The sequence below is a fragment of the Actinomadura nitritigenes genome (genome assembly GCF_017573545.1).
GTDB lineage: Bacteria > Actinomycetota > Actinomycetes > Streptosporangiales > Streptosporangiaceae > Spirillospora > Spirillospora nitritigenes.
Genome location: NZ_JAGEOK010000041.1, coordinates 44550 through 68701 on the forward strand (window position 1 = coordinate 44550; position 24152 = coordinate 68701).

Below are 24152 nucleotides of genomic sequence, written 5' to 3' on the forward strand. Positions count from 1 at the left end.
CGCTACCGTCTTCTCATCCGCCGGGCGCCCCGCGCCGAAGCCGCTTCGGGGGGAGCGGCCGTCCCCAGTGCGCGTATCGGGCCGGCCCGCGGAACGGGGGGAGAGGGGCCACTCTGGGGGGAGTGGCCCCTCTCCGTTTGTCATCTCGCTATAAGGGCCCCGGTTCCAAGGCGTCGCCGCGTAAGCAGCGCCCGGCGGCGGGGCGACCCACAATTCTGGCACCCGCGGAGACCCACCCGCCGCGGCTCCGGCTAGTGAAGGGCACGCCCCCCGATGCACAGGAATCTCGCCCGTTCGGTCCGGCTCCTCTCCGTCGCGTCCGTCCTCGCCGCCGGCGCGGCCCTCGCCCCGCCCGCGAGCGCCGCGGCCCCGGCGAGACCCGCGGCCGCAGCCGTTCAACGCGCCGCCGACAACCCGTACCAGCGCGGCCCCGCGCCGACCGAGGCGAGCATCACCGCGGAGAAGGGCCCGTTCGCCATCGAGACGATCCCGGTCCCGGCGGGCAGCGGCACCGGCTTCAACAAGGGCACCGTCTACGCGCCGACCGACACGAGCCAGGGCACGTTCGGCGCCATCGTCGTCTCGCCCGGCTTCGTCTCCCCGGAGGCGTGGATCTCCTGGTACGGGCCCCGGCTCGCGTCCCAGGGCTTCGTCGTCATGACCCTGGAGACCAACAGCCTCGTCGACGTCCCCGCCTCGCGCGGCGACCAGCTGCTCGCCGCCCTCGACTGGCTGACCGGCAAGAGCGGCGTCAAGAACCGCATCGACACGAGCCGCACCGCCGTCATGGGCCACTCGATGGGCGGCGGCGGGACGCTCGAAGCCGCCAACAAGCGGCCGTCCCTCAAGGCCGACATCCCGCTCGCGCCGTGGGACACCAACTACAGCTTCCCGAACATCAGGACCCCGACCCTCATCATGGGGGCGGACAACGACTTCATCGCGCCCGCGTCGTCGATGGCCGAGTCGTACTACAACAACGTCAGGACGGCGCCGGAGAAGGCGTACCTGCTGCTGAGGAACGCCGGCCACATGACCTTCACGTCGCCGAACACCACCATCGCGAAGTACTCCATCGCGTGGATGAAGCGGTTCGTCGACAACGACACCCGCTACGACCAGTTCCTGTGCCCGGCGCCGAAGCCGGACGCCGGCATCGCGAAGTACCTGGACACCTGCCCCAACGGGTGACCCGCCCGGAACGACGGCGGCGCCCCCGCGCGCGAGACCGGGGGCGCCGTCCCCCGTTTCACGCGGGGGACAGCCGCCGGTCCCCGGAGTCGATGCGGACGAGGTGGTGCAGCAGGAGCAGCAGCTCCATCCGCCGGTCCGGGTCCAGCATCGCGCCGCCGATGGTCTCCTCCAGCCGCCGGATCCGGTACCGGACGGTCTGCTCGTGCACGAGGAGCCGCTCCGCCGCCGCCACCGCGTTGTCGCGGCACTCCATGTAGGTCAGCAGCGTCCGCGACAGCGCGTCCCTGCGGTGCGGCGCCAGCGCCATCAGCGGCCCGAGCCGGGCGTCGAGCGCCACGTCCAGCAGCTCCTCGCTCTGCGCCGCGACCAGGGTCGGCAGGTGGTCCAGGCAGCGCAGCGGCTCCTTGCCCGGCAGGACGCCGCGCTCGATCAGCGCGAGGCCGCGCCGGGCCCAGCGCAGCGACAGCGCGGCCCGCGCCGGCGGGACGGTCGGCCCGACCGCCGCCGCCCGCGTCCCCTTCACCGCCGCGGGCAGCCGGTCCCGGCCGGGGCCGTCCGGGTCCGGGAAGATCAGATAGGGGTCCGCGGCGTCCCAGTCGGCGAGGAACGCGGGCGGCAGCACCGGGACGGGCCCGCCGGGCGCCGGGCGGAACGCGACGACCGCGAGCGTGCGCGGCACCTGCCAGCCGGCCTCCCCGGCCAGCTCCCCGATCGCCTCGTCGCTGGCCGGCGGGTCCATGACCAGCAGGTCGCGCAGCCGCCGGCGGAACCGCTCCCGCTCGCCCGCGAGCTCGCCCTGCGCCCGCGCGTACCCCTGCCCGGCCGCGCAGGCGATCCGCTCCAGGAACACGAACAGCGACTCGGTGATCGTCCCGAGGACGTCCAGCGACCAGCCGAGCCGCCGGGCGTCCTTGATGAACCGGCGGCACGCGACCTGCCCGCCGACCCGGATCGCGGTCTGGAGCCCGTCCAGGCTGCGGCCCGTGCGCGCCTCGTACGCGCCGATGCCCTCGAAGATGCCGGTGACCGTGCCCCAGTCCAGGTCGGGCCGGCCGATGGAGTCCACGAACTGCCGGACCGTCTGCTCGACGGCCCACCGCATCCGGCGCCCGTAGCGGCTCTCCGGCGGGCGCGCGTACTCGGGGACGAGCGCCTGGATCTCGCCGACCATCTCGCTCGCGGCGGCCTCCAGGTACGGCCGCAGCGGCTCGGCGATGCCGGCGGGCACCCCGGAGAGCGGGAACTCCGAGGCGGCGGGATTGGCGGACCGGCTCAAGGCACCCTCCTGGAACTCGCGACCCTTGACGCCACTGGGCCTCCCAGCGTCCGCCGCCCGCCCCCGCGACGCTAGGCGGAACCGAGATGGATCCGCCCGCCGCGATTGTCAGCGTTCTGACAGTCTCCGGGGCGGATCGGCGGCGGCGTCGATGACGGTGAGGAGTTCGCGGAGGGTTTCGCGCTGGGCGTCCGAGAGCGGGGAGAGCACCTCGCGGGCGGCCTCGCGGCGGGTGCCGGCGATGCGCGCGCGGACGGCGCGGCCCTCGTCCGTCGGGCGGACGAGCAGGGACCGGCGGTTGGCCGGGTCGGGCTCGCGGGTGACGAGGCCGTCCGCCTCCAGGGCGTCCACCAGCGTGGTCACGGAGCGGGGGACGATGTCGAGGCGGCGGGCGAGGTCGGTCATCCGCAGCGGGCCGTCCGTGCCGACGATCACCCGGAGCGCGCGCGACTGGGCGGGGGTGAGGCCGAGCGGCGCGAGCCGCTCCACCTGGTGCCGCCGTATCCGCTTGGCCGCCATCAGGAACAGGTCGGCCAGATCGTTCTCCATGGAACCGAGCTTAGCTCATAGTTGGGCGGAAATAATTATGAGCTAAGCTCAGTTACATCGAGGGTCGTCCCCCGGAAGGAGCCGCCCATGGCGAAGGACCCCACCGCGAAGCCCACCACCGACCTCACCGCCGACTCCGCTCCCGCTCCCGGCGCCGCGCGCTCCGATCGCGCCCGCATCCTGCGCCTGTTCGTCCCCTACCGCGCCCGGCTCGCCGTCGTCGCGCTGCTCGTCGGCCTGTCCGCGCTCGTCTCGCTGGCCTCGCCGTTCATGCTGCGCCACATCCTGGACGTCGCGCTGCCGCAGGGCCGCACCGGACTGCTGTCCCTGCTCGCCCTCGGCATGATCGCGATCTCCGTCGCGACCAGCGTGTTCTCCGTCCTGCAGACCTACATCTCCACCGGCGTCGGGCAGCGCGTCATGCACGACCTGCGCACCGCCGTCTACGCGCACCTGCAGCGGATGCCGCTGGCGTTCTTCACCCGGACCCGCACCGGCGAGGTGCAGTCCCGGATCGCCAACGACATCGGCGGCATGCAGTCCACGGTCACCACCACCGTGACCTCGCTCGTCTCCAACTTCACCTCCGTGACCGCGACCGCCATCGCGATGCTCGCGCTGGACTGGCGGCTCACCCTCGTCACGATGGTCACGCTGCCGTTCTTCGTGTGGATCAGCCGCCGCGTCGGCAGCGAGCGCCGGCGGATCACCTCCCGGCGGCAGCGGCAGCTCGCCGCGATGTCGGCGATCGTGGAGGAGTCGCTGTCGGTCAGCGGCATCCTGCTCGGCCGCACCATGGGCCGCTCGCCCGCGCTCACCGACCGGTTCGCCGGCGAGTCCCGCGACCTCGCCGACCTGGAGATCCGCTCGAGCATGGCCGGGCGGTGGCGGCAGTCCACGATCCAGATCGTCATGTCGGCGATGCCCGCGCTCACCTACTGGGCCGCCGGGCTCACCGTCTCGCAGGGCCACCCGCTCGTGTCGATCGGCACCCTCGTCGCGTTCACCACCCTGCAGACCAGCCTGTTCCGGCCGACCGTCCAGCTGCTCCAGACCGCCGTCGACGTGCAGAGCTCCATGTCGCTGTTCCGGCGGATCTTCGAGTACCTCGACCTGGAACCCGGCCTGGAGGAGCCCGCCGCGCCGCACCCGCTGCCCCGGGCCCGCGGCCACGTCCGCTTCGAGGACGTCGGCTTCGCCTACGACGCGGACTCCGCCGCGCTCACCGGCATCGACCTGGACGTCCCCGCCGGGTCGTCCCTCGCCGTCGTCGGCGAGACCGGATCCGGCAAGACCACCCTCAGCTACCTGGTGCCGCGGCTGTACGACGCGACGTCCGGGCGCGTCACCATCGACGGCGTGGACGTGCGGGACCTGTCGTTCGCCGACCTGTCCGCCGCCGTCGGCGTCGTCTCCCAGGAGACCTACCTGTTCCACGCGTCCGTCGCCGACAACCTGCGGTTCGCCAAGCCCGACGCGACCGACGCCGAGCTGCACGCCGCCGCCCGCGCCGCGCAGATCCACGACCACGTCAGCGGCCTGCCCGACGGCTACGACACCGTCGTCGGCGAGCGCGGCTACCGGTTCTCCGGCGGCGAGAAGCAGCGCCTCGCCATCGCCCGGACGATCCTGCGCAACCCGCCGATCCTCGTCCTGGACGAGGCGACCAGCGCGCTCGACACCCAGACCGAGCACGCCGTCCAGCAGGCCATCGACGCGCTCGCCGAGGGGCGCACCACCATCACCATCGCGCACCGGCTCTCGACCGTCCGGGACGCGGACCAGATCGTCGTCCTCGACCACGGGCGCGTCGCCGAGCGCGGCACCCACGCCGAGCTGCTCGCCGCGGGCGGCCTCTACACCGCGCTGGTCTCCCGCGACGAGGACCTGACCCCCGCCGCCTGACGCGCCGGGCGGCCGCGCCGCGCGGGCCTGCGGAGCGGCAGCGGCGGCCACGGCGGGCCGCGCGCCGGAAAAGGCGATCTCCCCGGCCCGGCCCAACCGGAATTCTTGGTAAAGGAATTCCATCGCCGGTCAAAAGGAACCGGATCACCGGCAATGGAGAGAAGATCGCCAAGAGGTGACGGGGCGGTTCCGGCAGGCCGTCGCGATGCCTCTTCTCCTTGATCGCGCGCGAAAAACTTGACGCGTCGGAGGTCGACTTCCGCGGCACGCTGCGGAATGGTCTCCGGCATGGATTCCCGAATTCGAACCTCCACCGCCGCCGGCCCCACCGGATGGCTGCTCTCCTTTCTCTCCGCTCGGGAGCAGGGCCTCCGCCCGCACAGCGGCCGCGCGGCGGGTCCCGCGGAATGGCTGCTGGTCTTCCTCGAGGTCGAGCAGGCCGAACTGGCCGCCCGGCAGCGCCCCGCCGCCGTCGCGTCCCGCCCCGGCGGCCGGACCGAGGAGCACCCGTTCGGCCGCATGAACGCCCGCAGCGCATAGAGACGAAGGTCATGATCATCGAGATGTTCCTCGCCGCCCTGATCGGCGGCGCGATCGGAGTCGCCGAACTCGTCGCCCGCTACCGCGACAAGCCCGTCGCGGCGCTGCTGTCCCCGGGCGGCCTGCTGTTCGCCCTCGTCAACACCGGCGCGTCCGTGGTCGCGCTGATCGCCGTCACCGCCGCCGGCTGGCGGTTCGGGCTGCCCTACACGATGCCGCCGACCGCGCTGCTGGTCGTCCACGTGATCGCCGCCGGGCTCGGCTCCACCGCCCTCCTGCGCATGTCGTTCGCCCCGGCGCAGACGTCGTCGCCCGGCACCGGCCCGATCGCGCTGCTCAACGGGATCCTGCGGATCGCCGACTGCGAGCTGGAGCGCAAGCGCGCCATCAGCCGGCTCTCCCACAACGACCTCGCGGACCTGTCGTTCGAGCGCGACCACGCCGCGCTCGCCGAGCTCTGCTGCCACCTGCTGCGCGAGTTCGACCTGGCCGAGGCGCAGCGGCTCGGCGGGCTCGCGGCCGAGCTCAGCGCCCGCGACGACCTGACCGACGCCGACAAGCTGGACTGCTGGGGCCTGGAGCTGACCCGGCTGGTCGGCGAGCGCGCCCTGCGGCAGGCGGCGCGGCGGCTCCGCGACCGCCCGCACGAGGAGCCGGGCGCCGCCGAGGACGAGCGGCTCGCCTCGGTCGCGGCCGAGCCGGAGCAGCCGGCCGAACCCGCGTCCGTCCCGCCGCCCCGCCCGCCGCTCGGCAAGACCTCCCGGCTCGCGCCGCACGCGAACGGCCGGATCGAACGCAAGTCGTTCAGCGATGTCTGACGCTCCGTGAGAACCGGTGTGCCCCGCCACGGGGCACACCGGTATTTCATTGCCCGCGCTATTTCGGCCGGGCGGCGGCCGGCGCCGTTTCGCCCCGCTCTTCCAGCACCGCGGCGATGCGGTGCAGCGCCTCCGCCATCGAGATCATCGCCTGCACCTGCGCGGCCGCCATGAGATTTGCCGGCGACGGATCCGCGGCCTGCGCCTCCGCCGCCGCGTCGCACGCTTGCTGGCTCCACCAATGCACCCGCCGATCCTATTCGAACCGACCATTCCGCACCGGCCGCCGCGCGGTCGCAACCGAAAGGCCCGAATTCCGTGAGCGCCCGTCCGCCCGCCCCGCGTCCCGGCCGTCCGAACGTCCCGCCCCCGCCCTGGACCGGCAAGCCGCTCCGCCGCCTCACCGCCGGCGAGCTCGCCGAGGCCCTGGAGTACCTGGAGCGGCACCGTCCCGACGACGACGTCCTCGGCCGCGCGCTGGCCGGCGAGTTCGCCCGCCGCACCGCCGCCGAGCACCACGCCTTCCACTTCGACTGACCCCGGTCAGGCCGCCTCCGGGGCGGGGGCGGGCTCGGAGCGCGCCGGCGCGGCCCGGCGCGCGAGGAGCGGGACGCACAGGAAGGCGGACGCCCCCATGACCGCGAAGTACGGCGCCGTCCCGGCGTCCAGCAGGAACCCGCCCGCGAGCGGCCCCAGGAAGAACCCGAGCTGCCGCACCTCCGACAGCCCGAAGTAGGCGCCCTTGAGCTCGTCGGACGCCAGCTCGTGGACGGCCATGTCGGGCATCGGGAGCAGGATCCCCTCGCCGGCCGTCCAGAACACGATGCCCGCGTACAGCCAGGCGAGGCCGGCCGGGCTCGCCCAGAAGCAGCCGAACGCCAGCGTGAAGCCCGCCGCGCCCGCCCAGACCATCGCGGCGCGGCCGAGGCGGCCGGACACGCGGTCGATCGGGAGCTGGAACAGCAGCGCCAGGACGGCGTTGGTGATGAACAGCGCGGCGAAGTAACCCTCGGCGCGGTCGCCGTACCGGCCCTTCATGTAGAGCGGGATCATCGACTCCAGCTGCGAGAAGACGAAGAACACCAGGACGCCGCCGGCGACCACCGCGAGGAGCCGCCGGTCCCGGAGGGTCGCGCGGAGCGACTCCCGCGCGGACGGGGCGGACGCGCCGTCCTCCCCGGCGGGCGGCCGCAGCGCCGCCAGCTCCCGGTTCCGCAGCAGCACCAGCAGCAGGTAGGCGGCGTAGAACGCGGCCGGGACGGAGAAGAACGCGACCGCGCCGGCGTGGTAGAGGGCGCCGCCGATCGCGGGCCCGACGACCGCCCCGGCGCACAGCGTCATGTACCGGATCCGGAAGATCCGCCCCTCCTCGTCGGCGGCGTGGGACAGCAGCTTCTTCGCGCCCGGCTCCACCATCAGCCGCGCCGCGCCCAGCGCCAGGAACAGCGGCACGATCGCGGCGGGGGCGCTCGCCGCGGCCAGCAGCCCGTACACGGCCACGTGGAGGACGAGCCCGGCCCGCATCAGCGGCACCGCGCCGAGGCGGTCGACGAGCACGCCGCCCGCGAGGCCCCCGAACGCGGCGGTGAGCGCGACGGCGCCGACCACCGCGCCGACGGCCGGCTTGCCGAGGCCGGTGTGCTCGCTCAGGTAGAGGGGCGCGAACGGCATGGCGGCGAAGAAGGCCACCGAGTTCAGCAGCGCTCCGCCTTCCAGCAGCCGCTGCGCCGGCGTCAGCCGCCACAGCGGCGTCCGGGCGCTCATGCCCCGATTGTGCGGCGGGGGTCCGACATTTCCCGGCTCATGGCCGCCGGGGGACGGGGTAGGAACGGGGGCATGGCACGTGATGTGAGGGTGCGCCGCGTCTACGACGGCGCCGACGAGGGGGACGGGGAGCGGGTCCTGGTGGACCGCGTGTGGCCGCGCGGCCTGTCGAAGGAGGAGGCCCGCCTCTCCCGGTGGGAGAAGGACGTCGCCCCGTCCACCGAGCTGCGCAAGTGGTACGGGCACGATGTGGACCGGTTCGAGGAGTTCCGGCGGCGCTACGGCGCCGAGCTGGAGGACCCCGAGCGCGCCGCGGCCCTCGACCGGCTGCGCGGCGACGCCGACCCGGGCCCGCTGACGCTGCTCACCGGCACGAAGGACGTCGACCACAGCCAGGCGGCGGTGCTCGCGGAGATCCTCGCCCGCTGACGCCCCGCCCACGGACCATTACTCGCCGGTAACTGAGTATTCGCGCCCATGCGCCCGGACGGGCCGGTGCGGCATCGTGGCGGGCATGAGCGATCGCGCCTCCCGCCCCGGCCCCGCCCTCGGCCGCCGCCTGGTCACCGCGGCCCGTGCCGTCCTGTGGGCGCAGGCGGCGCTGCTCGTCTCCGCCGGGACGGCGATGGCGGCGTTCGGGGAGAGGGCGACCGGCGCCGAGGCCCGCGTGGGCGCCGCGATGATGTTCCTGGCCGTCTACCCGTTCGCGCTCGCGGTCGCCGCGGTCGCGCTGGCCGCCGCGTTCCGCGGGCGGCGCGCGAGCACCCGCGGCTGGACCGCCGGGTACGAGGTGTTCCTCCTGCTGGTGACCGGGCCGTTCGTCAACCATCCGTCGCCCGGCATCGCCGCCCTCGGCCTGTGCTCCATCCTGACCACCGCGTTCGTCGTCGCCGTCATGGCGTCCCCTGCCGCCGCCGCGCGCTTCCCGGTCCGGACGGCGGAGCCTTTGCCCGCCTCGGATGATCATTTGAACGCCGCCGGGTAGGCGGGAGGGAATCACTGATCGCCACGGGAGGGGACCCCATGCCGTACGGATCGGCCGCCGGCGGAACGCTCGCCTACACCGGACTCGCGATGGGCCATGTCTGGCTCGCCGCGTCCGCCTGGGCCGTGAGTCACCTCGTCGAGCCCGTCACCACCTTGTCCTCAACCGGGCGGCGAGCCTCCTGACCCGCATGACGTGCGTGCTGTACCTGTCGTTCACGCGCGGCGTGCGCAGCGCCCAGTCGGTGCTGCGGCGGGTGACCATCAACTCCGGGACGCTGGCGTTCTACCGGGGCGACGTGGTGCGCCGCGCGGCGGGCGTGTACGAGCACGAGAGGTCAGCGGGCGGCGAGGCCGAGGGCGCGGAAGGTGACGCGCTGGTCGAACCAGAGCAGGCCCACGGTCGCGGCGGCCATGCCCGCGGCGAGGACGAGGTGCGCGGCGGTGCCGGTCACGTCCGCGCCGGCCGCGCCGAGGACGAGGTGCACCCCGGCCCGCAGCGCGATCAGCCCGAATGCGATCAGGCGGGTGCGGCCGTTCCGGAGCATCGCCTTGACCAGCTTGATCCGGCGGCGCAGCACCGTCAGGCCGACGACCGCGTTCACCGCCGCGACGGCGACGACGACCGTCCACGCCGACTGCCACACGTGGCAGATGTCGTACGCCGCGCCCAGCACGCCCTCGAAGGCGAAGAACCAGGCCGGCAGCGGCCTGATCGCGTCCAGCCCGTCCGGCCGTGCGGGCTCGGCGGCGGCCTGCCGGCGGGTGAGGGTGGCGTGCATGTCCGCTCCTTAGGGGTGCGCTGTCCTGCTGACGTCCCGATCGTGCCGCGCGGGGCGGCAGCGGCGGCAGAGCCGTTCCTCGCAGGTTCGGCCGGGACAAATGTCCTGGTGTGCCGGTACCGTCGGGCCGCGTGAGCATTGAGGAGCTGATGCGGCGGTTCACCGCTCCCGAGACGCAGCGGGCGGCGGCCGACGACCTGGCGGCGCTCGGCGCGCCCGCCGTCCGGCCCGTCCTGGACGTCCTGTGCGACGAGGGGTCGCCGGTCGAGTGGTCCACCAGCGCCGTGGTGCTGCGCCGCATCGGGCGGCCCGCCCTGGAACCGCTGATGGAGGCGATGGCCGGGGCGCCGACGGACGAGGTCGCGCGGCGCGCGGGCTGGGCGTACAGCGGCCTGGCGGTCGACGACCTGGCGGCGTTCGAGCCCGGCCTGCGGCATCCGAGCCCGAAGGTGCGGAGCAACACCGCCTACGTCATGCAGCTCAAGGGCGAGCGGGCGCTCCCGTTCGCGCCGGGCCTCATCGAGATGCTCACCGACCCCGACGACGACGTCCGGCAGCGCGCCCACTGGGCGCTGGAGGCGCTCGGGCCGCAGGTCGTGCCGCTGCTCAAGGAGGTCCGGCGCTCCCGCACGGCCGGCCGCCTGCGCGCTCCCGCCCTGGCGGCGCTCGCCTCCGTCGGCGGCCCCGAGGCGCTGGACGAGCGCGACCTCGCCCTCGTGCGCCGGCTCGTCCGGATCAAGATGCGGGACGAGGTCCCCGAGCCGATGCACCTGGACGGCTCGTGGTTCGCGCTGCCCACCGGTGACCGGGACGCCGTCCTCGACGCGTTCGGCCTCTCCGACCCCGAGCCGGTCACCATGCGGATGGGGGAGGCGGCCTGGGCGCAGGAACACCACGGCTGGGGCTGGATCACCAGCTCCCGCATGTACGTGACGCCCCGCTTCGACGGCTGGACACTGGTGTTCGGCTGCCCCGCCGACGGCGACGACGGCGATGACGACGAGGTGCGCGACACCGTCCTCGCGTGCTGCGAGCGGCTGAGCGCCCGCTTCGGCGCCGCCCACTGGTACGGGACGAGCTGCGGCGACGGCTGGACGGCCTGGTGCCTCGCCGAGCACGGGCGGGTCGTCCGGTATTACGACGCCTTCGAGGAGGACGACCAGATCGGCACCGGGCACCCGGCGGAGGAGGGCTACCTGCTCCCGCACGAGGACGGGTTCCCCGAGGACGCGTTCGACGGCGTCGACACGTCCGACTCCGAGGGGTTCCGGGCCCGCTACGAGCAGGTCAAGGCGGAGCTCGGCATCCCGGACACGTGCGGGGCCCCGGAGATCGCCGCCCGCGCGTCCGTGGACCCGTCCGCCCTCGGACCGGAGACGCGGGTGGAGGGCCACGGCGTCCTCGCCCTGACCGCCCGGGGCCGCGAGGAGGGCCACCCGCGCGGCGCCCTCCCCATCTAAGGGCCCGGCCGCGCCGCATCCAGGGCGCGGCCGCGCCGCGAGGCGTGCGGTCAGCCGGCGCTGGCCAGCGCGGTGGCGTGCGCCGTGACGAGGCCGCGCAGCGCCCGCTCGCTCGCCCCGTCCGCCGGGGTGAGGACGAACAGCCGCTGGTCGGAGCCGTCCAGCGCGGCGAGCATGTCGTAGTCGACCGTCATCACGCCGGCCGCCGCGTGCCGGATGCGCTTCCTGCCCCGGGACCGCTCGTGGACGTGCCGGTCGTCCCACCAGGCCGCGAAGTCGCGGCTCGCCGCGCGCAGCTCCGCGACCACCTCGGCCAGGCGCGGGTCGTCGGGGTACCGGGCCTGGTTGGCGCGCAGGTTGCCGACCATCTCGCGGGCGAACGCCGCCCAGTCGACGTTGGTCTCGCGGGTCTCCGGCACGAGGAACAGCATGCGGGCCGTGTTGTCCATCCGCCCGTGGCCGAACTCCGGGCCGAACAGCGCGGACGCCGCCGCGTTGCAGGCCAGGACGTCGAACCGGAAGTCCATCACGTAGGCGGGCAGCAGCGGCATCCCGTCGAGGACGGCGCGCAGGCTCCCGCTGAGCGGCGCCGGGACGTGCGGAGGCGGCGGCGCCTCACCCCGCGCGATCAGGTGCAGGTGGACGCGCTCGGCCGGGGACAGCAGCAGCGCGGCCGCGATGCCGTCCAGGACGGCGGAACCGGGCGTCCCGACCCGCCCCTGCTCCAGCCGGACGTACCAGTCGATGCTCACGGCCGCCAGCTCGGCGACCTCCTGGCGGCGCAGGCCGGGCGTGCGGCGCCGGCCCAGGTCGGGGAGCCCCACGTCCGCCGGGCGGACCCGTTCCCGCGCGGCCCGCAGGAAGGCCGCCAGTTCGCCGCGTCGTGCCGTCATCGTCCCAGCATCGCGCACTCCCGGCCCGGTGAGGGTGGCACTCCGCGTACCAGGATGCGGACGACCTGTACCGGCCTCCGGGACGCCGGGATCGTTGCGGCCATGAGGAAACGAACCGTCACCGCCGTGACCGGCACCGCCCTGACCGTCGCCGTCACCGCCGCGTCCGTGACCGCGGCGTCCGCCCGGACCGTCCCCGCCTTCGGATACCACCAGGTGCGCGACGGGATCCCGAAGCAGGCCGGCCGCTTCCGCGTGACGAGCCCCGACCTGGCCCAGGGGAGGTTCCCGGCCGCGTCGTACGCCGACGCGTTCGGCTGCACGGGCGGGAACGTCCCGCCCCGGCTGTCCTGGTCCGGCGCCCCCGCCGGGACGCGGAGCTTCGCCGTCACCATGCTCGACCGCGACGCCCCCACCGGCAGCGGCTTCTGGCACTGGTCGGTGCGCGACCTGCCCGCCACGGCCGCGTCCGTCCCGGCGGACGCCGCCGCGGGCGTCAACGACGCCGGGACCGCCTCCTACCTGGGGCCCTGCCCGTCCGTCGGGGACCGGCCGCACCGCTACGAGATCACCGTGCTGGCCCTGGACGTCCCGGACGCCGGCGTCCCCGCCGCCGCGAGCCCGGCGCTGGCGTCCTTCACCATGGGCTCCCACGTGATCGCCGCCGCCCGCATCACCGCGACCGCCGCCCGGTGACCCGCGGACGTCCGCCCAGGTCCCGGCTACTTGACGCTCACCCGCAAGTAGCCGAGACTGGGCGGACCCGCACGGAAGGGCCCCATGGACGGGACACGGACGCCCGGCGCGTCGACCGAGACCCACACCGCGCTCTGCCGGCAGCTCGCCGCCGAGGTCGAGGCGCGGTTCCTCGCACCGCTCGACGCCCTGCTCGACGGCGCCGAGCCGCTGATGGCCCTGCGCCGCCGCCTCGACGCGGACGCGCAGATGTGGGCCGCCCAGATCCTCGGACCCGACCGGGCCCTCGCCCGCTCCACCGCCGCCCGGGTGCTGGCGGCCGTCCAGCCGTTCGACCCGGACCCGTCCTGGTGGCGGACGCCGTTCGGGCAGGCCGTCGTGCGGCTGGTCGGCCACCCCGGCCGCGCCTCGGTCAGCCGCTCCGTCGCCGGCGCCATGCTCGGCATCACCCGCCAGGGCGTCCAGGACCTGGTCAACCGGGGCAAGCTCGCCCGCCACCCGGACGGCGGCGTCTCCGTCGCCTCCATCCGCGACCGCGCCGCCCGGTGAACCAGCTGGAGATCCTCGACGCGGAGGCGCGGCGCGCACCGGCACCCCGCCTGCACGCGTTCCCGCTGCCCGCCGAGTGGGGCGTGACGCTGCACCTGCTGGACGAGTCCGTCCACCCGACCGGGAGCCTGAAGCACCGGACGGCGCGCGCGCTGTTCCGCCACGGCCTGCGCACCGGCAGGATCCGGAGCGGCACCACCGTCGTCGAGGCGACCGGCGGCAACGCGGCCGTCGCCGAGGCGTACTTCGCGCGCCTGCTCGGCCTTCCGTTCGTGGCCGTCATGCCGCGCCGTTCCGCCCCTGAGAAGATCGAGCGCGTCCGCGGCCACGGCGGCACCTGCCACCTGGTGCATCCCCCGCTCGCCATCTACGACGAAGCCCGCCGGTACGCGGAGGACCACGGCGGTGTCTACATGGACTACCTCGCCAACAGCGCCCAGGCGGTCTCGGCCGTCTCGGCCGCCGAGGACGACGTCGGCCGCGTCCTCCTCGACCGCGTCACCCCGGAATGGGTGGTCGTCGGCGCGGGCAGCGGCGCGACCTCGACGGCGGTCGGCCGCGAGATCCGCCGCCGCGGCCTCTCCACCCGGCTCGCCATAGCCGACCCGGAGAACTCCGCCTACTTCCCCGGATGGGCGTCGGGCGCCGACGACTACGCGACCGGAATGCCGTCCCGCATCGAAGGCATCGGCCGCCCTCGGATGGAGCCCGGTTTCACTCCGTCGCTGGTGGACCTGGTCATTCCCGTCCCCGACGCCGCGAGCGTCGCCGCCATGCGCATCCTCCGCGACGTGACGGGCCTCCGCGCGGGACCGTCCACCGGCACCGCCCTCTGGGCCGCCTTTCACCTGGCCGCGAAGATGCGCCGCGAGGGCCACCAAGGCGCCATAGCCACCCTGATCTGCGACGACGGCGCCCTTTACGAGAACACCTACGGCAACGACGCCTGGCTCGCCGCCAAAGCCCTGGACCCCTCGCCCCACCAGGCCGCCTACCCCCGCTTCCTCAGAACCGCGGACCTCGAAACCCCGGAATGACCCGCGGATGATCGCGGGAGGATATCCATTTTTCTGACATTGTGGACATAAGCCGCTGGTTGGCATGGAATGGGGGCCATCGCCGTCGAGGGTGAACGGAGACGCCCATGCCCGGGATCACGCAGCGTTCGACGAGGGAACCGGCGGTGAAGACGCGGTTCCTGTCCCACGGAACGCTCAAGATCACCGATGTCGCGGCCAGCCGCCGGTTCTACGAGGAGGTTCTCGGGCTGGAGGTCGTCCAGCCGATGAAGGCGGCGCTCTATATTCGCCTCGGTGGCGACCACACCTATGTGTGCGTGGAATCGAAACCGGATCGGCCGGATATGCCGCTGCTCTACCACAATGGCCTGGACGTGGGCAGCGACGAGGAGGTCGACGAGGCGTACCGGGCCATCAGCGAGGTGGCGGACGAGTACGGCGTCAAGGAGCTGAACAAGCCGGTGCGGCAGCACGGCGTGTACTCGTTCTACCTCAAGGATCTGGACGGGAACTGGTGGGAGATCGGGCATCTGCCTCCCGGCGGGTACCGGTTCCGCTTCGCCGACCCGCGCAACGACCTCACCGGGCGCACGGACCTGACGGCCGCAGAGATCAAGGACGTGTTCGTCAACCCCCACATGGAGGAGTGACCGGCGGGCTCAGCCGGCGCGGGCGGGCTCGCGGGTGCGGGCGACCTCGGCGGCGACGGCGCGGAAGGCGGGCAGGGTCTCGCCCTCGTCCGGGTTGAGGAACGTGCTCTTGACGATCACGACGCGGTACTTCGTCGAGACGTAGATGAGCTGGCCGCCGAGGCCGCTGGCGTAGTAGCCGTCCTGGCCGTCGATCCACCAGCCGAGTCCGTAGGACGGGTTGACGCCGGAGGGCGTGCCCACCTGGGACACCCAGGCCGCCGGGACGACGCCGCGGCCGCCGTCCAGCATGAGCTTGCCCATGCGGGCGAAGTCGCGGTCGGTGGCGTAGATGCAGCAGTAGCCGAGGGCGTCGCCGTGCGAGTCGTTGCCGACGTAGGCGGTGCCGGCCATGCCGCCGGGTCCCCAGATCCTCTCCTGCAGGTAGCGGTAGTACGGCTCGCCTGTGGCCCGCTGGAGGACGAGGGCGAGCACGGCGGTGTTGAGGCTCGTGTAGTTGAACTGGGTGCCCTGGTCGACGGCCTTGGTGCGGGTCGCGGCGAACTGGAGGGTGCTGTAGAGGCCGAGGCTGACGCCGACGTGCAGCGGGACGTCGTCGACGGTCTCGTTCCACCCGATCCCGGACGCCATGCGGAGCAGGTTGCGGATCGTCACGGCCCCGTAGGCGGTGTTCGCGAGTTCGGGGACGTAGGCGCCGGCGGTGTCGTCGATGGAGCGGATCTCGCCTTCGCCGAGGGCGACGCCGATGGCGTCGGCGGTGTAGGACTTGGCCATCGACCAGGACTGGAACAGCGAGTCCTTCGAGTAGCCGGGCGCGTACCACTCGTCGAGGATCCGGGTGCCGTCGAGGACGAGGAAGCCCTGCGCGGCGCGGTTCAGGTAGTCCCGCACGGTGTGCGTCTGCCCGTCGTAGGTGTAGGTGACCTTGCCGAGGTCGCGGGGGTCGCTGGTCAGCTCGACCGGGTGGGCGGACGGGGTGAGCCGGTCGAAGTTCGGCGGTTCCGCCGCTTCGAGGGCGGACGCGGTGGACGGCGACACCGGCGGGACGGGCGGTCCGGGCACGGCGACGGCGGGTGCGGCGGTGAGGCCGAGGCCGAGGGTGAGGGCGGTGGCGAGCGCGAGGGCGGCGGGCCTGCGGCGCATGGGGGGCTCCCGGGGGGTGGGACGGGCGGGCATGCGACGTCGAATCGAATAGTGATCGTTTCGGATTCGATCTACCGCGACGGTAATCCGGCCCGCCGCTCCCGGCTACGGCCAACGGTGACAAACCGTGAGGTGGAACACGCAGGACGGGTAGGGGGAGCGCATGCCCGAGCTTCCGGACGTCGAGGGGTTCCGCCGGGTGCTGGCCGAGCACGCCGGCGACCGGATCCGGTCCGTGGAGGTCCGCGACGCCGGGGTGCTGCGCGGGGTGAGCGAGGGTCGGCTGGGGCGCGCGCTGCGCGGGCACCGGTTCGAGGAGCCGTGCAGGCGGGGCAAATGGCTGATCGCGCCCGCCGAGGGGCCGGTGCTGATCCTGCATTTCGGCATGACCGGCTCGCTGTCGTGGCATCCGTCAGGGGAGGCCGAGCACCGGCACGACCGGGTCGTGTGGCGGCTCGGTGGCGGCGAGCTGCGCTTCCGCGACATGCGCAAGCTGCAGGGCGTCCGCTTGGCCCGGGACGAGCGGGACGCGGAGCGCCTGCTCGCCGGCCTCGGGCCGGACGCGCTGGACCTGTCCCGCGCCGGCCTCGCCGCACGCCTCGGAGGGCGGCGCGGGCGGCTCAAGTCCGCGCTGACCGACCAGTCGGTGATCGCCGGGCTCGGGAACCTGCTGGCCGACGAGATCTGTTGGCGCGCCCGGATCGATCCGCTGCGGCAGGCCCGCGACCTGGACGAGGACGAGACCGGAGCCCTGTACAGGGCCATGCGGCGCGTCCTGCGCGAGTCGGTCGGGGCGGAGCGGGTGCCGCCCCGCCGGACGTGGCTGACCGGGGCCCGCGACGATCCCGAGGGCAGGTGCCCGCGCTGCGGGACGCCGCTGTCGCGGCGGAGCGTGTCCGGCCGGACGACCGTGTGGTGCGGGCACTGCCAGCCCGGATGACCGGCCCGGATGAGCGGTCCGGGCGGGTGGCCGGAGGGTGCCGGTGGCCTTACCTGCCGGGGCGGCTGTGGTCGGGTGTGCGGAGTTCGACTACCTTATTGCGAGTAGGTCGCAACTGCGGCTTCTGCGCGTCGTAGAGCGTGAGTGGGTGGGCATGCACATTCCGGACGGATACCTCAGTCCGCAGACCTGCGCGGTCGGCTACGTCATCGCCGTGCCGGCCTGGGCGGTCGCGGTCCGCCGCGTGCAGCGCGTGGTCCGCAACCGGCACGTGCCGACGCTGGCCGTGCTGGCCGCCGTCAGCTTCCTGGTGATGATGTTCAACATCCCGATCCCGGACGGCACCACGGCGCACGCGATCGGCGCGACCGTCATCGCGGTCCTGCTGGGGCCGTGGGCGGCGGTGCTCGCGGTCAGCGTGGCGCTGGGCTTCCAGGCCCTGCTGTTCGGGGACGGCGGCGTCCTGGCGTTCGGCTTCAACTGCGCGAACATGGCCGTCCTCGCGCCGTTCGTCGGGTACGGGGTGTACAGGCTGATCGCCGGGCGGTCCGGGCTGACCGCGCCCCGCCGGGCGTTCGCCGCGGCCGCCGGGGGGTACGCGGGGATCAACGCGGCGGCGCTCGCGGCGGCGATCGAGTTCGGACTCCAGCCCGAGCTGTTCCACAACGCGGCGGGCGCGCCGCTGTACGCGCCCTACCACCTGGACCAGACGATCCCCGCGATGATGCTCGCGCACCTGACCATCGCGGGTATCGCCGAGGGCATCCTGACCGGCGGCGTCGTGGCGTACCTGCAGCGCGCCAACGTCCCGCTGCTGCGCGTCAACCACGCCGGGGTCGCCGCGCCCGGCGAGAAGCCGGCCGTCTCGCGCCGCTTCCGGCCGCTGCATGTCGCGCTCGGCGCGGTCGCCGTCATGGCCGTCCTCACCCCGCTCGGCCTGCTCGCGCCCGGCGGCGCGTTCGGCGAGGACGCCCCCGAGGACCTCGACCTGCACGAGTACGGGCTGTCGGCGGTGCCGAGCGGGCTGAACAAGTACAACGGCTTCTGGCACCACGCGCTGTTCAACGGCTACGACTTCACCTCGGACGCGCACCCGACGATCGGCTACCTCGTCTCCGCCGTCGTCGGCATCGCGATCGTCGGCGCCGCGATCTTCTTGATCACGATGGCGGTCCGCTGGGTCGCCGGGCGGCGCGGCGCGTCCCGCACCACCGCGCCGGGGGAGGCGGGGTCGTGAGCGAGCAGGCCGTCTCCGAGCGGGTGCAGGTCCCGCAGTGGCTGCTGCAGGGCGAGCTGGCGATGTGCCCGTGCGGGTGCATTGGCAAGCGCAAGAAGGGCAGCTACCTGCGCAAGACGCTGAACGGCGGCGCGGGGCTGCTGCGCCAGGTGATGTTCAGCGACGACACCGCGCGGCGGCACGGACTGCTCCAGCGGGTCGATCCGCGGGTGAAGTTCGTGTCGGTCATCGTGCTGCTGGTCGCGGCCGGGCTGGCCCGCAACATCCCGACGCTCCTCGCCGTGTACGCGGTGACGCTGGCGCTCGCCGCCGCGTCCAGGCTGCCGGTCGGGTTCTTCGTCAAGCGGGTCTGGCTGTTCGTGCCGATCTTCACGGGGATCGTCGTGCTGCCCGCCACCCTGTCCGTGGTGACGCACGGGGACGTGGTGCTGACGCTGTGGCACTGGCATGGCCGCGCCGAGGGGTTCACCAGCCAGGGCCTGACGTCCGCGGGGCTGGTCGTCAGCCGGGTCGCGGTGTCGATCTCGCTGGTGGTGCTGCTGACCCTGACGACGCCGTGGGTGCGGCTGCTGGCGGCGCTGCGCTCGGTCGGCGTCCCGCGGATCTTCATCCTGATCATCGGGATGGCGTACCGGTACATCTTCCTGCTGCTCAACACCGTCACCGACATGTACCAGGCCCGGACGTCCCGTACCATCGGGGCGGCCAGGCACGACGGCGGCGCCCGCGCCTTCCTCGGCGCCAGCGGCGGCGCGCTGTTCGGCAAGGCGAACCAACTGTCCGAAGAGGTGCACCAGGCGATGACGGCGCGCGGCTACCGCGGTGACGCCAAGACCCTCCAGTCGTTCCGGCTGACCGGTCTCGACATCGCCGCCGCCCTCACCTGCGCCGCGCTCGCCGCGGCGATTCTCATCGGGGACCGTCTCCTTGGAAACTAATACCGACGAAGTCGGCCCGGGGGGCGTGGGGGGTCGCCTCCCCTCGGGCAGTACTGACTCGCACGTCGCACCGCACGCCACGGGCACCACGGACGTCACGTTCGAGTGCCGGGACGTCGCCTACTCTTACCTCGACCGCTATCCGGCGCTGGACGGGGTGTCGCTCACGGTCCGGCCCGGCGAGCGCGTCGCGCTGCTCGGCGCCAACGGCTGCGGCAAGTCGACGCTGCTCAAGCTGCTGGACGGGCTGGTCTTCCCGAGCTCCGGCGAGTTCACCGCGTTCGGGCACCCGGTCACCGAGGACACCCTGGAGGACGAGCAGTTCTCCCAGGCGTTCCGGTCCCGCGTCGGGTTCGTCTTCCAGAACTCCGACGCGCAGGTGTTCTCCCCGAACGTCCGCGAGGAGATCGCGTTCGGTCCGCTCCAGCTCGGGATGAGCCCGGACGAGGCGTCCGCGCGCGTCGACGAGGTGCTCGCGATGCTGGACATCGAGGCGCTGGCCGACCGGGCGCCGTTCCAGCTGTCCGGCGGGCAGAAGAAGCGCGTCGCGATCGCGTCCGTGCTGGCCACGAACCCCGAGGTGCTGCTGTTCGACGAGCCGACCGCGGCCCTCGACCCCCGCTCGCAGTACTGGCTCACCGACCTGATCGAGCAGCTCGGCGCCGCCGGCAAGACGATCGTGCACGCCACCCACGACCTGGACGTGCTGCCCCGCATCGCCGACCGGTGCGTGGTCTTCTCCGAGGAGCACCGGATCGTCGCCGAGGGCGCCCCGGAGGAGGTCCTCGCCGACCGGGACCTGCTGCTGTCGGTCAACCTCATCCACCCCGGCTCCCGTCTCCCGTAGTCCGCCACCCGCTCCCACCTGGGGTTTCCGGCGGATGCGCGCGGGCACGGTCCACTCGTTGCCATCGTGGGACCAAGCACGGGGACGGGAGGCTCGCAATGACGGCGTGGTACGGATCCGGCGGGATGGACCCGTTCGAGGAGATGCTCGCCCGGTTCTTCGGGACCCGGGCGCATCGGCGGCCGACCGAGCGGATCAACCTCGCCCGGCTGATGAGCGAGCCCGCGCGCGAGCTCGTCCGGGACGCGGCGACGCAGGCGGCGCGGTGGGGCAGCCGCGACCTCGACGCCGACCACCTGCTGTGGGCGGCGACGCGGCAGCAGGGCACCCGGCACTGGCTGGAGCGCGCGGGCGCCGACCCGGACGCGATCCAGCACGAGATCGAGAACCACGCGTACCGGGGCGAGCCGCGCGAGATCCAGCCCGAGCTGACGCCGGCCGCCAAGCGGGCGCTGCTGGACTCCCACCAGGTGTCGCGCGCGCTCGGGTCGTCCTACATCGGCCCCGAGCACCTGCTGTTCGCGCTGGCGCTGGACCGCGGGTCCAGCGCGGGACGCATCCTGGACGCGGCGCACGTCACCCCGGACTCGCTGAAGTCGGCGGCCGGCGGCGGCGGGCAGCCGCCCGCGAACGGGGGCGGCGAGGGCCGGTCCGGCACCCCGACGCTGGACGAGTTCGGCCGCGACCTGACCGCGCTGGCCCAGGAGGGCCGGATCGACCCGGTGATCGGCCGGGACGAGGAGATCGAGGAGACGGTCGAGGTCCTGTCGCGGCGCACCAAGAACAACCCGGTGCTGATCGGCGACCCGGGCGTCGGCAAGACCGCGATCGCGGAGGGCCTCGCGCAGCGGATCGTGGACGACGACATCCCGGAGACGCTGCGCGGCAAGCGGATCGTCCAGCTCGACCTGTCCGGCGTCGTCGCGGGCACCCGGTACCGGGGCGACTTCGAGGAGCGGCTGAAGAAGGTCGTCGACGAGATCCGCGAGCACGCCGACGAGCTGGTGGTGTTCATCGACGAGATCCACACGCTCGTCGGCGCGGGCGGCGCCGAGGGCGCGATGACCGCCGGGAACATGCTGAAGCCGGCGCTGGCGCGCGGCGAGCTGCACGTGGTCGGCGCGACGACGGTGGACGAGTACCGCCGCAACATCGAGAAGGACGCGGCGCTGGAGCGCCGGTTCCAGCCGATCATGGTGCCGGAGCCGTCCACCGACGACAGCATCGAGATCCTGCGCGGGCTGCGGGACCGGTACGAGGCGCACCACCAGGTCCGCTACACCGACGAGTCGCTGGTCGCGGCCGTCGACCTGTCCAGCCGGTACCTGACGGACCGGTTCCTGCCGGACAAGGCGATCGACCTGATCGACCAGGCGGGCGCGCGGGTGCGGCTGCGGTCGGGGACCCGCGACGGCGGGCGCCGCGAGCTGGAGGACCGGCTCGACCGGCGGCGCCGCGAGAAGGACCAGGCCGTCGCCGACGAGGACTACGAGAAGGCGAAGGAGCTCCGCGACGAGATCAACCGGCTGCAGAACGATCTCGCCGGGATGCGCGACGACCACGAGCCGGTCGGCGTGCCCGAGGTGACGACCGAGGACATCGCGGAGGTCGTGTCGCGGATCTCCGGCGTGCCGGTGACGCAGCTGACGGAGGCGGAGCGGGAGCGGCTGTCGCGCCTCGAGGAGCACCTGCACGAGCGCGTCATCGGGCAGGAGGACGCGGTCGCGGCGGTCGCGCGGGCCGTCCGGCGGTCCCGCGCCGGGATGGGCGACCCGGACCGCCCGATCGGCGGGTTCCTGTTCCTCGGCCCGACCGGCGTCGGCAAGACGGAGCTGGCGAAGGCCCTCGCCGAGGCGCTGTTCGGCAGCCAGGACCGGATGATCCGGTTCGACATGAGCGAGTTCCAGGAGCGGCACACCGTCAGCCGGCTGATGGGCGCGCCGCCCGGATACGTCGGCTACGAGGAGGCGGGGCAGCTCACCGACGCGGTGCGGCGGCAGCCGTACTCGGTGATCCTGCTGGACGAGATCGAGAAGGCGCACCAGGACGTGTTCAACGTCCTGCTGCAGCTCCTCGACGACGGACGGCTCACCGACGCGCAGGGCCGCACCGTCGACTTCCGCAACACCGTGGTGATCATGACGAGCAACCTCGGCTCCGACCTGATCACCGGGCGGACCGAGATCGGGTTCGGCGGCCGGGAGGGCGAGGACACCGCGCTGCGCGACCGGATCATGCGGCGGCTGCGCGAGTCGTTCCGGCCCGAGTTCCTCAACCGGATCGACGAGATCATCGTGTTCCAGCGGCTGGAGGCGGGCCAGCTCCGGCAGATCACCGACCTGCTGCTGGACGAGACGCGCCGCCGCCTGCGCGCGCAGGGCGTCACCGTGTCGTTCACGCCGGAGGCGGTCGACTGGATCGCCGAGCGCGGCCACCAGCCGGAGTTCGGCGCGCGCCCGCTGCGCCGCACCATCCAGCGGGAGGTGGACGACCAGCTGTCCGACCTGCTGCTGTCCGGGGAGCTCGCGCACGGCCGGCATGTGGAGGTGTCCGCGACGGCGGGCGGCCTCCAGTTCGACGTGTCCACGTCGGCGGCGCCGTCGGACCGGGCCATCACGTCCCGCTGACGCGCCGGTCCTCCGTCGGCCGGTGCCTCCGCGATGGCGAGCGCCGGGGATCTTCCTTCTGGGCGACGGTTCCCTTGCGGCCTGTGCCCTATATGCCCGGCGCCGGGGCATCATGGCGAGGCCCGACAGCGGGCATATAGGGCACGGGCCGACGCGAGGAGGGCGTGTGCGAGCGCGAAGGAGCCTCAGGCCGGCGTACGCGCTGACCCTCGCCGCCGCTGCCGGCGCCCTGTGCGCCTGCGGAGGCGGCGGCGGCTCGCACGCCTCGCCGACCCCGACCGGGACGACCGCGTCCCCGCCCTCGCCGGCGCCGTCGTTGTCCCCGCCCTCGCCGGCGCCCACAGGGTCCACGCCGCGGGGGACCCCCGGGGCGGTGGGAGGCGGGTCGGGCCGCTGCCGCACGGACGGGCTGGAGGTCCGCATCAGCACCGCGGGCCCTGCGGCCGGGCAGCGTTTCGCGTTCCTCACCCTGACGAACACGTCCGGTTCGGCCTGCCACGTCCGCGGTTATGTCGGGATGCTGCTGCTCACGGCGTCCGACCACCCGATCCCGACGAACCTGGAGCGGCTCTCCCCGCCCGGTCCGCAGACCGTCGTCCTGCGGCCGGGCGGCAGCGCCCACGCGCGCCTGCAATGGACTATCGTCCCGGGGGCGGGCGAGCCCGCGCACGGTGCCTGCGCTCCCACGCCGGGGCTGGCCTGGATCACCCCGCCGGACGAGCGCGCGCACCTCGTCGTCGCCTGGAACCAGGGGGTGGTCTGCGGCGGCGGCCACGTCTCGACGACCCCGCTGAGCCCCGGCCCGGCGCCGGGCTGACGGCGAACTATTGCATAATGCAGCGGATCCGGGTGGGGGAGGAGACCGGGAGTGCCGAGACGCAACGCCGTCCCGTACGGGTACCGCCGCATCGACGACGCGCAGGGCAACTACGTGACCCGGCTCCCCGTCGAGCCGCAGGCGAGCGTCGTCCGCGAGATCATCAGCCGCGCGGCCCAGGGCCAGGCGATAGCCGGGATCCTGCGCGAGCTGGAGGCGCGGGGCGTGCCGGCGCCGCGCGGCGGCCCCCGCTGGTCCTGGACGGTCGTGCACGACATCGCACGCAACCCCGCCTACATCGGACGGCCCGCCGGCGGCGCCGACCCCGACGACCCCGACCGCGTGCACTGGACGCCGCTGGTCCCCGACGAGCTGTTCTTCACCGCGCAGCGCGCCCTCGCGCCACCGCCGGGCGGCTCACCGGCCCGGTACCAGATGGTCGGCCTCCTGCTCTGCGCCCTCGCCCCCTGCCGCGAGCTCCTCGCGAGCTACCTGCCGCCCGTGTCCTGACTACGATGATGCGG

At 73.8% G+C, this 24152-nt stretch carries 27 protein-coding genes; 20 read left to right on the forward strand and 7 right to left on the reverse strand.

Annotation, left to right across the window (positions count from 1 at the left end):
- Positions 1-273: 273 nt before the first annotated feature.
- Entirely contained in the window at positions 274-1191 is a 918-nt protein-coding gene (locus J4557_RS41980; RefSeq protein ID WP_208272411.1) for an alpha/beta hydrolase family protein, read from the forward strand.
- Between the two features lie 58 nt (positions 1192-1249).
- Here the strand turns inward: J4557_RS41980 and J4557_RS41985 are convergent, their stop codons facing one another.
- The gene (locus J4557_RS41985; protein ID WP_243777214.1) at positions 1250-2470 is read right to left on the reverse strand and encodes a PucR-like N-terminal domain-containing protein; all 1221 of its coding nucleotides are present in this window, start codon (positions 2468-2470) and stop codon (positions 1250-1252) included.
- Between the two features lie 108 nt (positions 2471-2578).
- Positions 2579-3019: a MarR family winged helix-turn-helix transcriptional regulator gene (locus tag J4557_RS41990; protein ID WP_208272412.1), complete on the reverse strand. Its 441-nt coding sequence runs from the start codon at positions 3017-3019 to the stop codon at positions 2579-2581.
- Between the two features lie 87 nt (positions 3020-3106).
- On the opposite strand from J4557_RS41990, the gene J4557_RS41995 reads away from it, so the two are divergent.
- From J4557_RS41995 to J4557_RS42005, 3 genes are all read left to right on the forward strand, one after another.
- The gene (locus tag J4557_RS41995; RefSeq protein ID WP_208272413.1) at positions 3107-4924 is read left to right on the forward strand and encodes an ABC transporter ATP-binding protein; all 1818 of its coding nucleotides are present in this window, start codon (positions 3107-3109) and stop codon (positions 4922-4924) included.
- A 288-nt stretch (positions 4925-5212) separates the two neighbouring features.
- Positions 5213-5464 carry a hypothetical protein gene (locus tag J4557_RS42000; protein ID WP_208272414.1) on the forward strand — a complete coding sequence of 84 codons (252 nt, stop codon included), beginning with the start codon at positions 5213-5215 and terminating at the stop codon, positions 5462-5464.
- A gap of 11 nt (positions 5465-5475) precedes the next feature.
- Complete coding sequence (locus J4557_RS42005) at positions 5476-6282, forward strand: hypothetical protein (RefSeq protein WP_208272415.1); 807 nt, start codon at positions 5476-5478, stop codon at positions 6280-6282.
- A 58-nt stretch (positions 6283-6340) separates the two neighbouring features.
- On the opposite strand, the gene J4557_RS42010 is transcribed toward J4557_RS42005, so the two are convergent.
- Positions 6341-6529: a hypothetical protein gene (locus J4557_RS42010; protein WP_208272416.1), complete on the reverse strand. Its 189-nt coding sequence runs from the start codon at positions 6527-6529 to the stop codon at positions 6341-6343.
- Between the two features lie 71 nt (positions 6530-6600).
- Here J4557_RS42010 and J4557_RS42015 point away from each other — a divergent pair, with 71 nt between their 5' ends.
- A complete protein-coding gene (locus tag J4557_RS42015; RefSeq protein ID WP_208272417.1) occupies positions 6601-6819 on the forward strand; it encodes a hypothetical protein in 219 nt (72 codons plus the stop codon).
- 6 nt (positions 6820-6825) lie between these two features.
- On the opposite strand, the gene J4557_RS42020 is transcribed toward J4557_RS42015, so the two are convergent.
- Positions 6826-8046: an MFS transporter gene (locus J4557_RS42020; RefSeq protein ID WP_208272418.1), complete on the reverse strand. Its 1221-nt coding sequence runs from the start codon at positions 8044-8046 to the stop codon at positions 6826-6828.
- 72 nt (positions 8047-8118) lie between these two features.
- On the opposite strand from J4557_RS42020, the gene J4557_RS42025 reads away from it, so the two are divergent.
- From J4557_RS42025 to J4557_RS42035, 3 genes are all read left to right on the forward strand, one after another.
- Complete coding sequence (locus tag J4557_RS42025; RefSeq protein ID WP_208272419.1) at positions 8119-8475, forward strand: DUF488 domain-containing protein; 357 nt, start codon at positions 8119-8121, stop codon at positions 8473-8475.
- Positions 8476-8560: 85 nt separating this feature from the next.
- Positions 8561-9031 carry a hypothetical protein gene (locus J4557_RS42030; RefSeq protein ID WP_208272420.1) on the forward strand — a complete coding sequence of 157 codons (471 nt, stop codon included), beginning with the start codon at positions 8561-8563 and terminating at the stop codon, positions 9029-9031.
- 38 nt (positions 9032-9069) lie between these two features.
- Entirely contained in the window at positions 9070-9216 is a 147-nt protein-coding gene (locus tag J4557_RS42035; protein ID WP_208272421.1) for a hypothetical protein, read from the forward strand.
- Positions 9217-9368: 152 nt separating this feature from the next.
- Here the strand turns inward: J4557_RS42035 and J4557_RS42040 are convergent, their stop codons facing one another.
- Positions 9369-9812, reverse strand: coding sequence for a hypothetical protein (locus J4557_RS42040; RefSeq protein WP_208272422.1), 444 nt, complete (start codon positions 9810-9812; stop codon positions 9369-9371).
- Positions 9813-9943: 131 nt separating this feature from the next.
- On the opposite strand from J4557_RS42040, the gene J4557_RS42045 reads away from it, so the two are divergent.
- Positions 9944-11272: a HEAT repeat domain-containing protein gene (locus tag J4557_RS42045; RefSeq protein ID WP_208272423.1), complete on the forward strand. Its 1329-nt coding sequence runs from the start codon at positions 9944-9946 to the stop codon at positions 11270-11272.
- A 50-nt stretch (positions 11273-11322) separates the two neighbouring features.
- Here J4557_RS42045 and J4557_RS42050 read toward each other — a convergent pair whose 3' ends face one another.
- Positions 11323-12165, reverse strand: a complete 843-nt coding sequence (locus J4557_RS42050) for a helix-turn-helix transcriptional regulator (RefSeq protein ID WP_208272424.1) — start codon at positions 12163-12165, stop codon at positions 11323-11325.
- 102 nt (positions 12166-12267) lie between these two features.
- On the opposite strand from J4557_RS42050, the gene J4557_RS42055 reads away from it, so the two are divergent.
- The 4 genes from J4557_RS42055 to J4557_RS42070 all read left to right on the forward strand — a co-directional run bounded on the left by J4557_RS42055 (position 12268) and on the right by J4557_RS42070 (position 15079).
- A complete protein-coding gene (locus J4557_RS42055) occupies positions 12268-12861 on the forward strand; it encodes a YbhB/YbcL family Raf kinase inhibitor-like protein (protein ID WP_208272425.1) in 594 nt (197 codons plus the stop codon).
- Between the two features lie 84 nt (positions 12862-12945).
- Complete coding sequence (locus J4557_RS42060) at positions 12946-13410, forward strand: hypothetical protein (protein WP_208272426.1); 465 nt, start codon at positions 12946-12948, stop codon at positions 13408-13410.
- Complete coding sequence (locus tag J4557_RS42065; RefSeq protein WP_208272427.1) at positions 13407-14447, forward strand: PLP-dependent cysteine synthase family protein; 1041 nt, start codon at positions 13407-13409, stop codon at positions 14445-14447. The genes J4557_RS42060 and J4557_RS42065 overlap by 4 nt, the downstream gene beginning before the upstream one ends.
- 107 nt (positions 14448-14554) lie before the next feature.
- Positions 14555-15079 carry a VOC family protein gene (locus tag J4557_RS42070; RefSeq protein ID WP_208272428.1) on the forward strand — a complete coding sequence of 175 codons (525 nt, stop codon included), beginning with the start codon at positions 14555-14557 and terminating at the stop codon, positions 15077-15079.
- Between the two features lie 9 nt (positions 15080-15088).
- Here the strand turns inward: J4557_RS42070 and J4557_RS42075 are convergent, their stop codons facing one another.
- Positions 15089-16222 (reverse strand): serine hydrolase domain-containing protein, encoded by a 1134-nt coding sequence (locus J4557_RS42075; RefSeq protein WP_208272429.1) that lies wholly within the window; start codon positions 16220-16222, stop codon positions 15089-15091.
- Between the two features lie 163 nt (positions 16223-16385).
- Here J4557_RS42075 and J4557_RS42080 point away from each other — a divergent pair, with 163 nt between their 5' ends.
- From J4557_RS42080 to J4557_RS42110, 7 genes are all read left to right on the forward strand, one after another.
- Entirely contained in the window at positions 16386-17162 is a 777-nt protein-coding gene (locus J4557_RS42080; RefSeq protein WP_208272430.1) for an Fpg/Nei family DNA glycosylase, read from the forward strand.
- Between the two features lie 154 nt (positions 17163-17316).
- Positions 17317-18399: a cobalt transporter CbiM gene (cbiM, locus tag J4557_RS42085; RefSeq protein WP_243777226.1), complete on the forward strand. Its 1083-nt coding sequence runs from the start codon at positions 17317-17319 to the stop codon at positions 18397-18399.
- Positions 18396-19337, forward strand: coding sequence for a cobalt ECF transporter T component CbiQ (gene cbiQ, locus J4557_RS42090; RefSeq protein WP_208272432.1), 942 nt, complete (start codon positions 18396-18398; stop codon positions 19335-19337). The genes cbiM and cbiQ overlap by 4 nt, the downstream gene beginning before the upstream one ends.
- Positions 19338-19362: 25 nt before the next feature.
- A complete protein-coding gene (locus tag J4557_RS42095; RefSeq protein WP_208272433.1) occupies positions 19363-20184 on the forward strand; it encodes an energy-coupling factor ABC transporter ATP-binding protein in 822 nt (273 codons plus the stop codon).
- Positions 20185-20282: 98 nt separating this feature from the next.
- A complete protein-coding gene (locus tag J4557_RS42100; protein ID WP_208272434.1) occupies positions 20283-22811 on the forward strand; it encodes an ATP-dependent Clp protease ATP-binding subunit in 2529 nt (842 codons plus the stop codon).
- 166 nt (positions 22812-22977) lie between these two features.
- Positions 22978-23628 (forward strand): DUF4232 domain-containing protein, encoded by a 651-nt coding sequence (locus J4557_RS42105; protein ID WP_208272435.1) that lies wholly within the window; start codon positions 22978-22980, stop codon positions 23626-23628.
- A 51-nt stretch (positions 23629-23679) separates the two neighbouring features.
- Positions 23680-24138, forward strand: coding sequence for a recombinase family protein (locus tag J4557_RS42110; protein WP_208272436.1), 459 nt, complete (start codon positions 23680-23682; stop codon positions 24136-24138).
- Positions 24139-24152 lie beyond the last annotated feature (14 nt).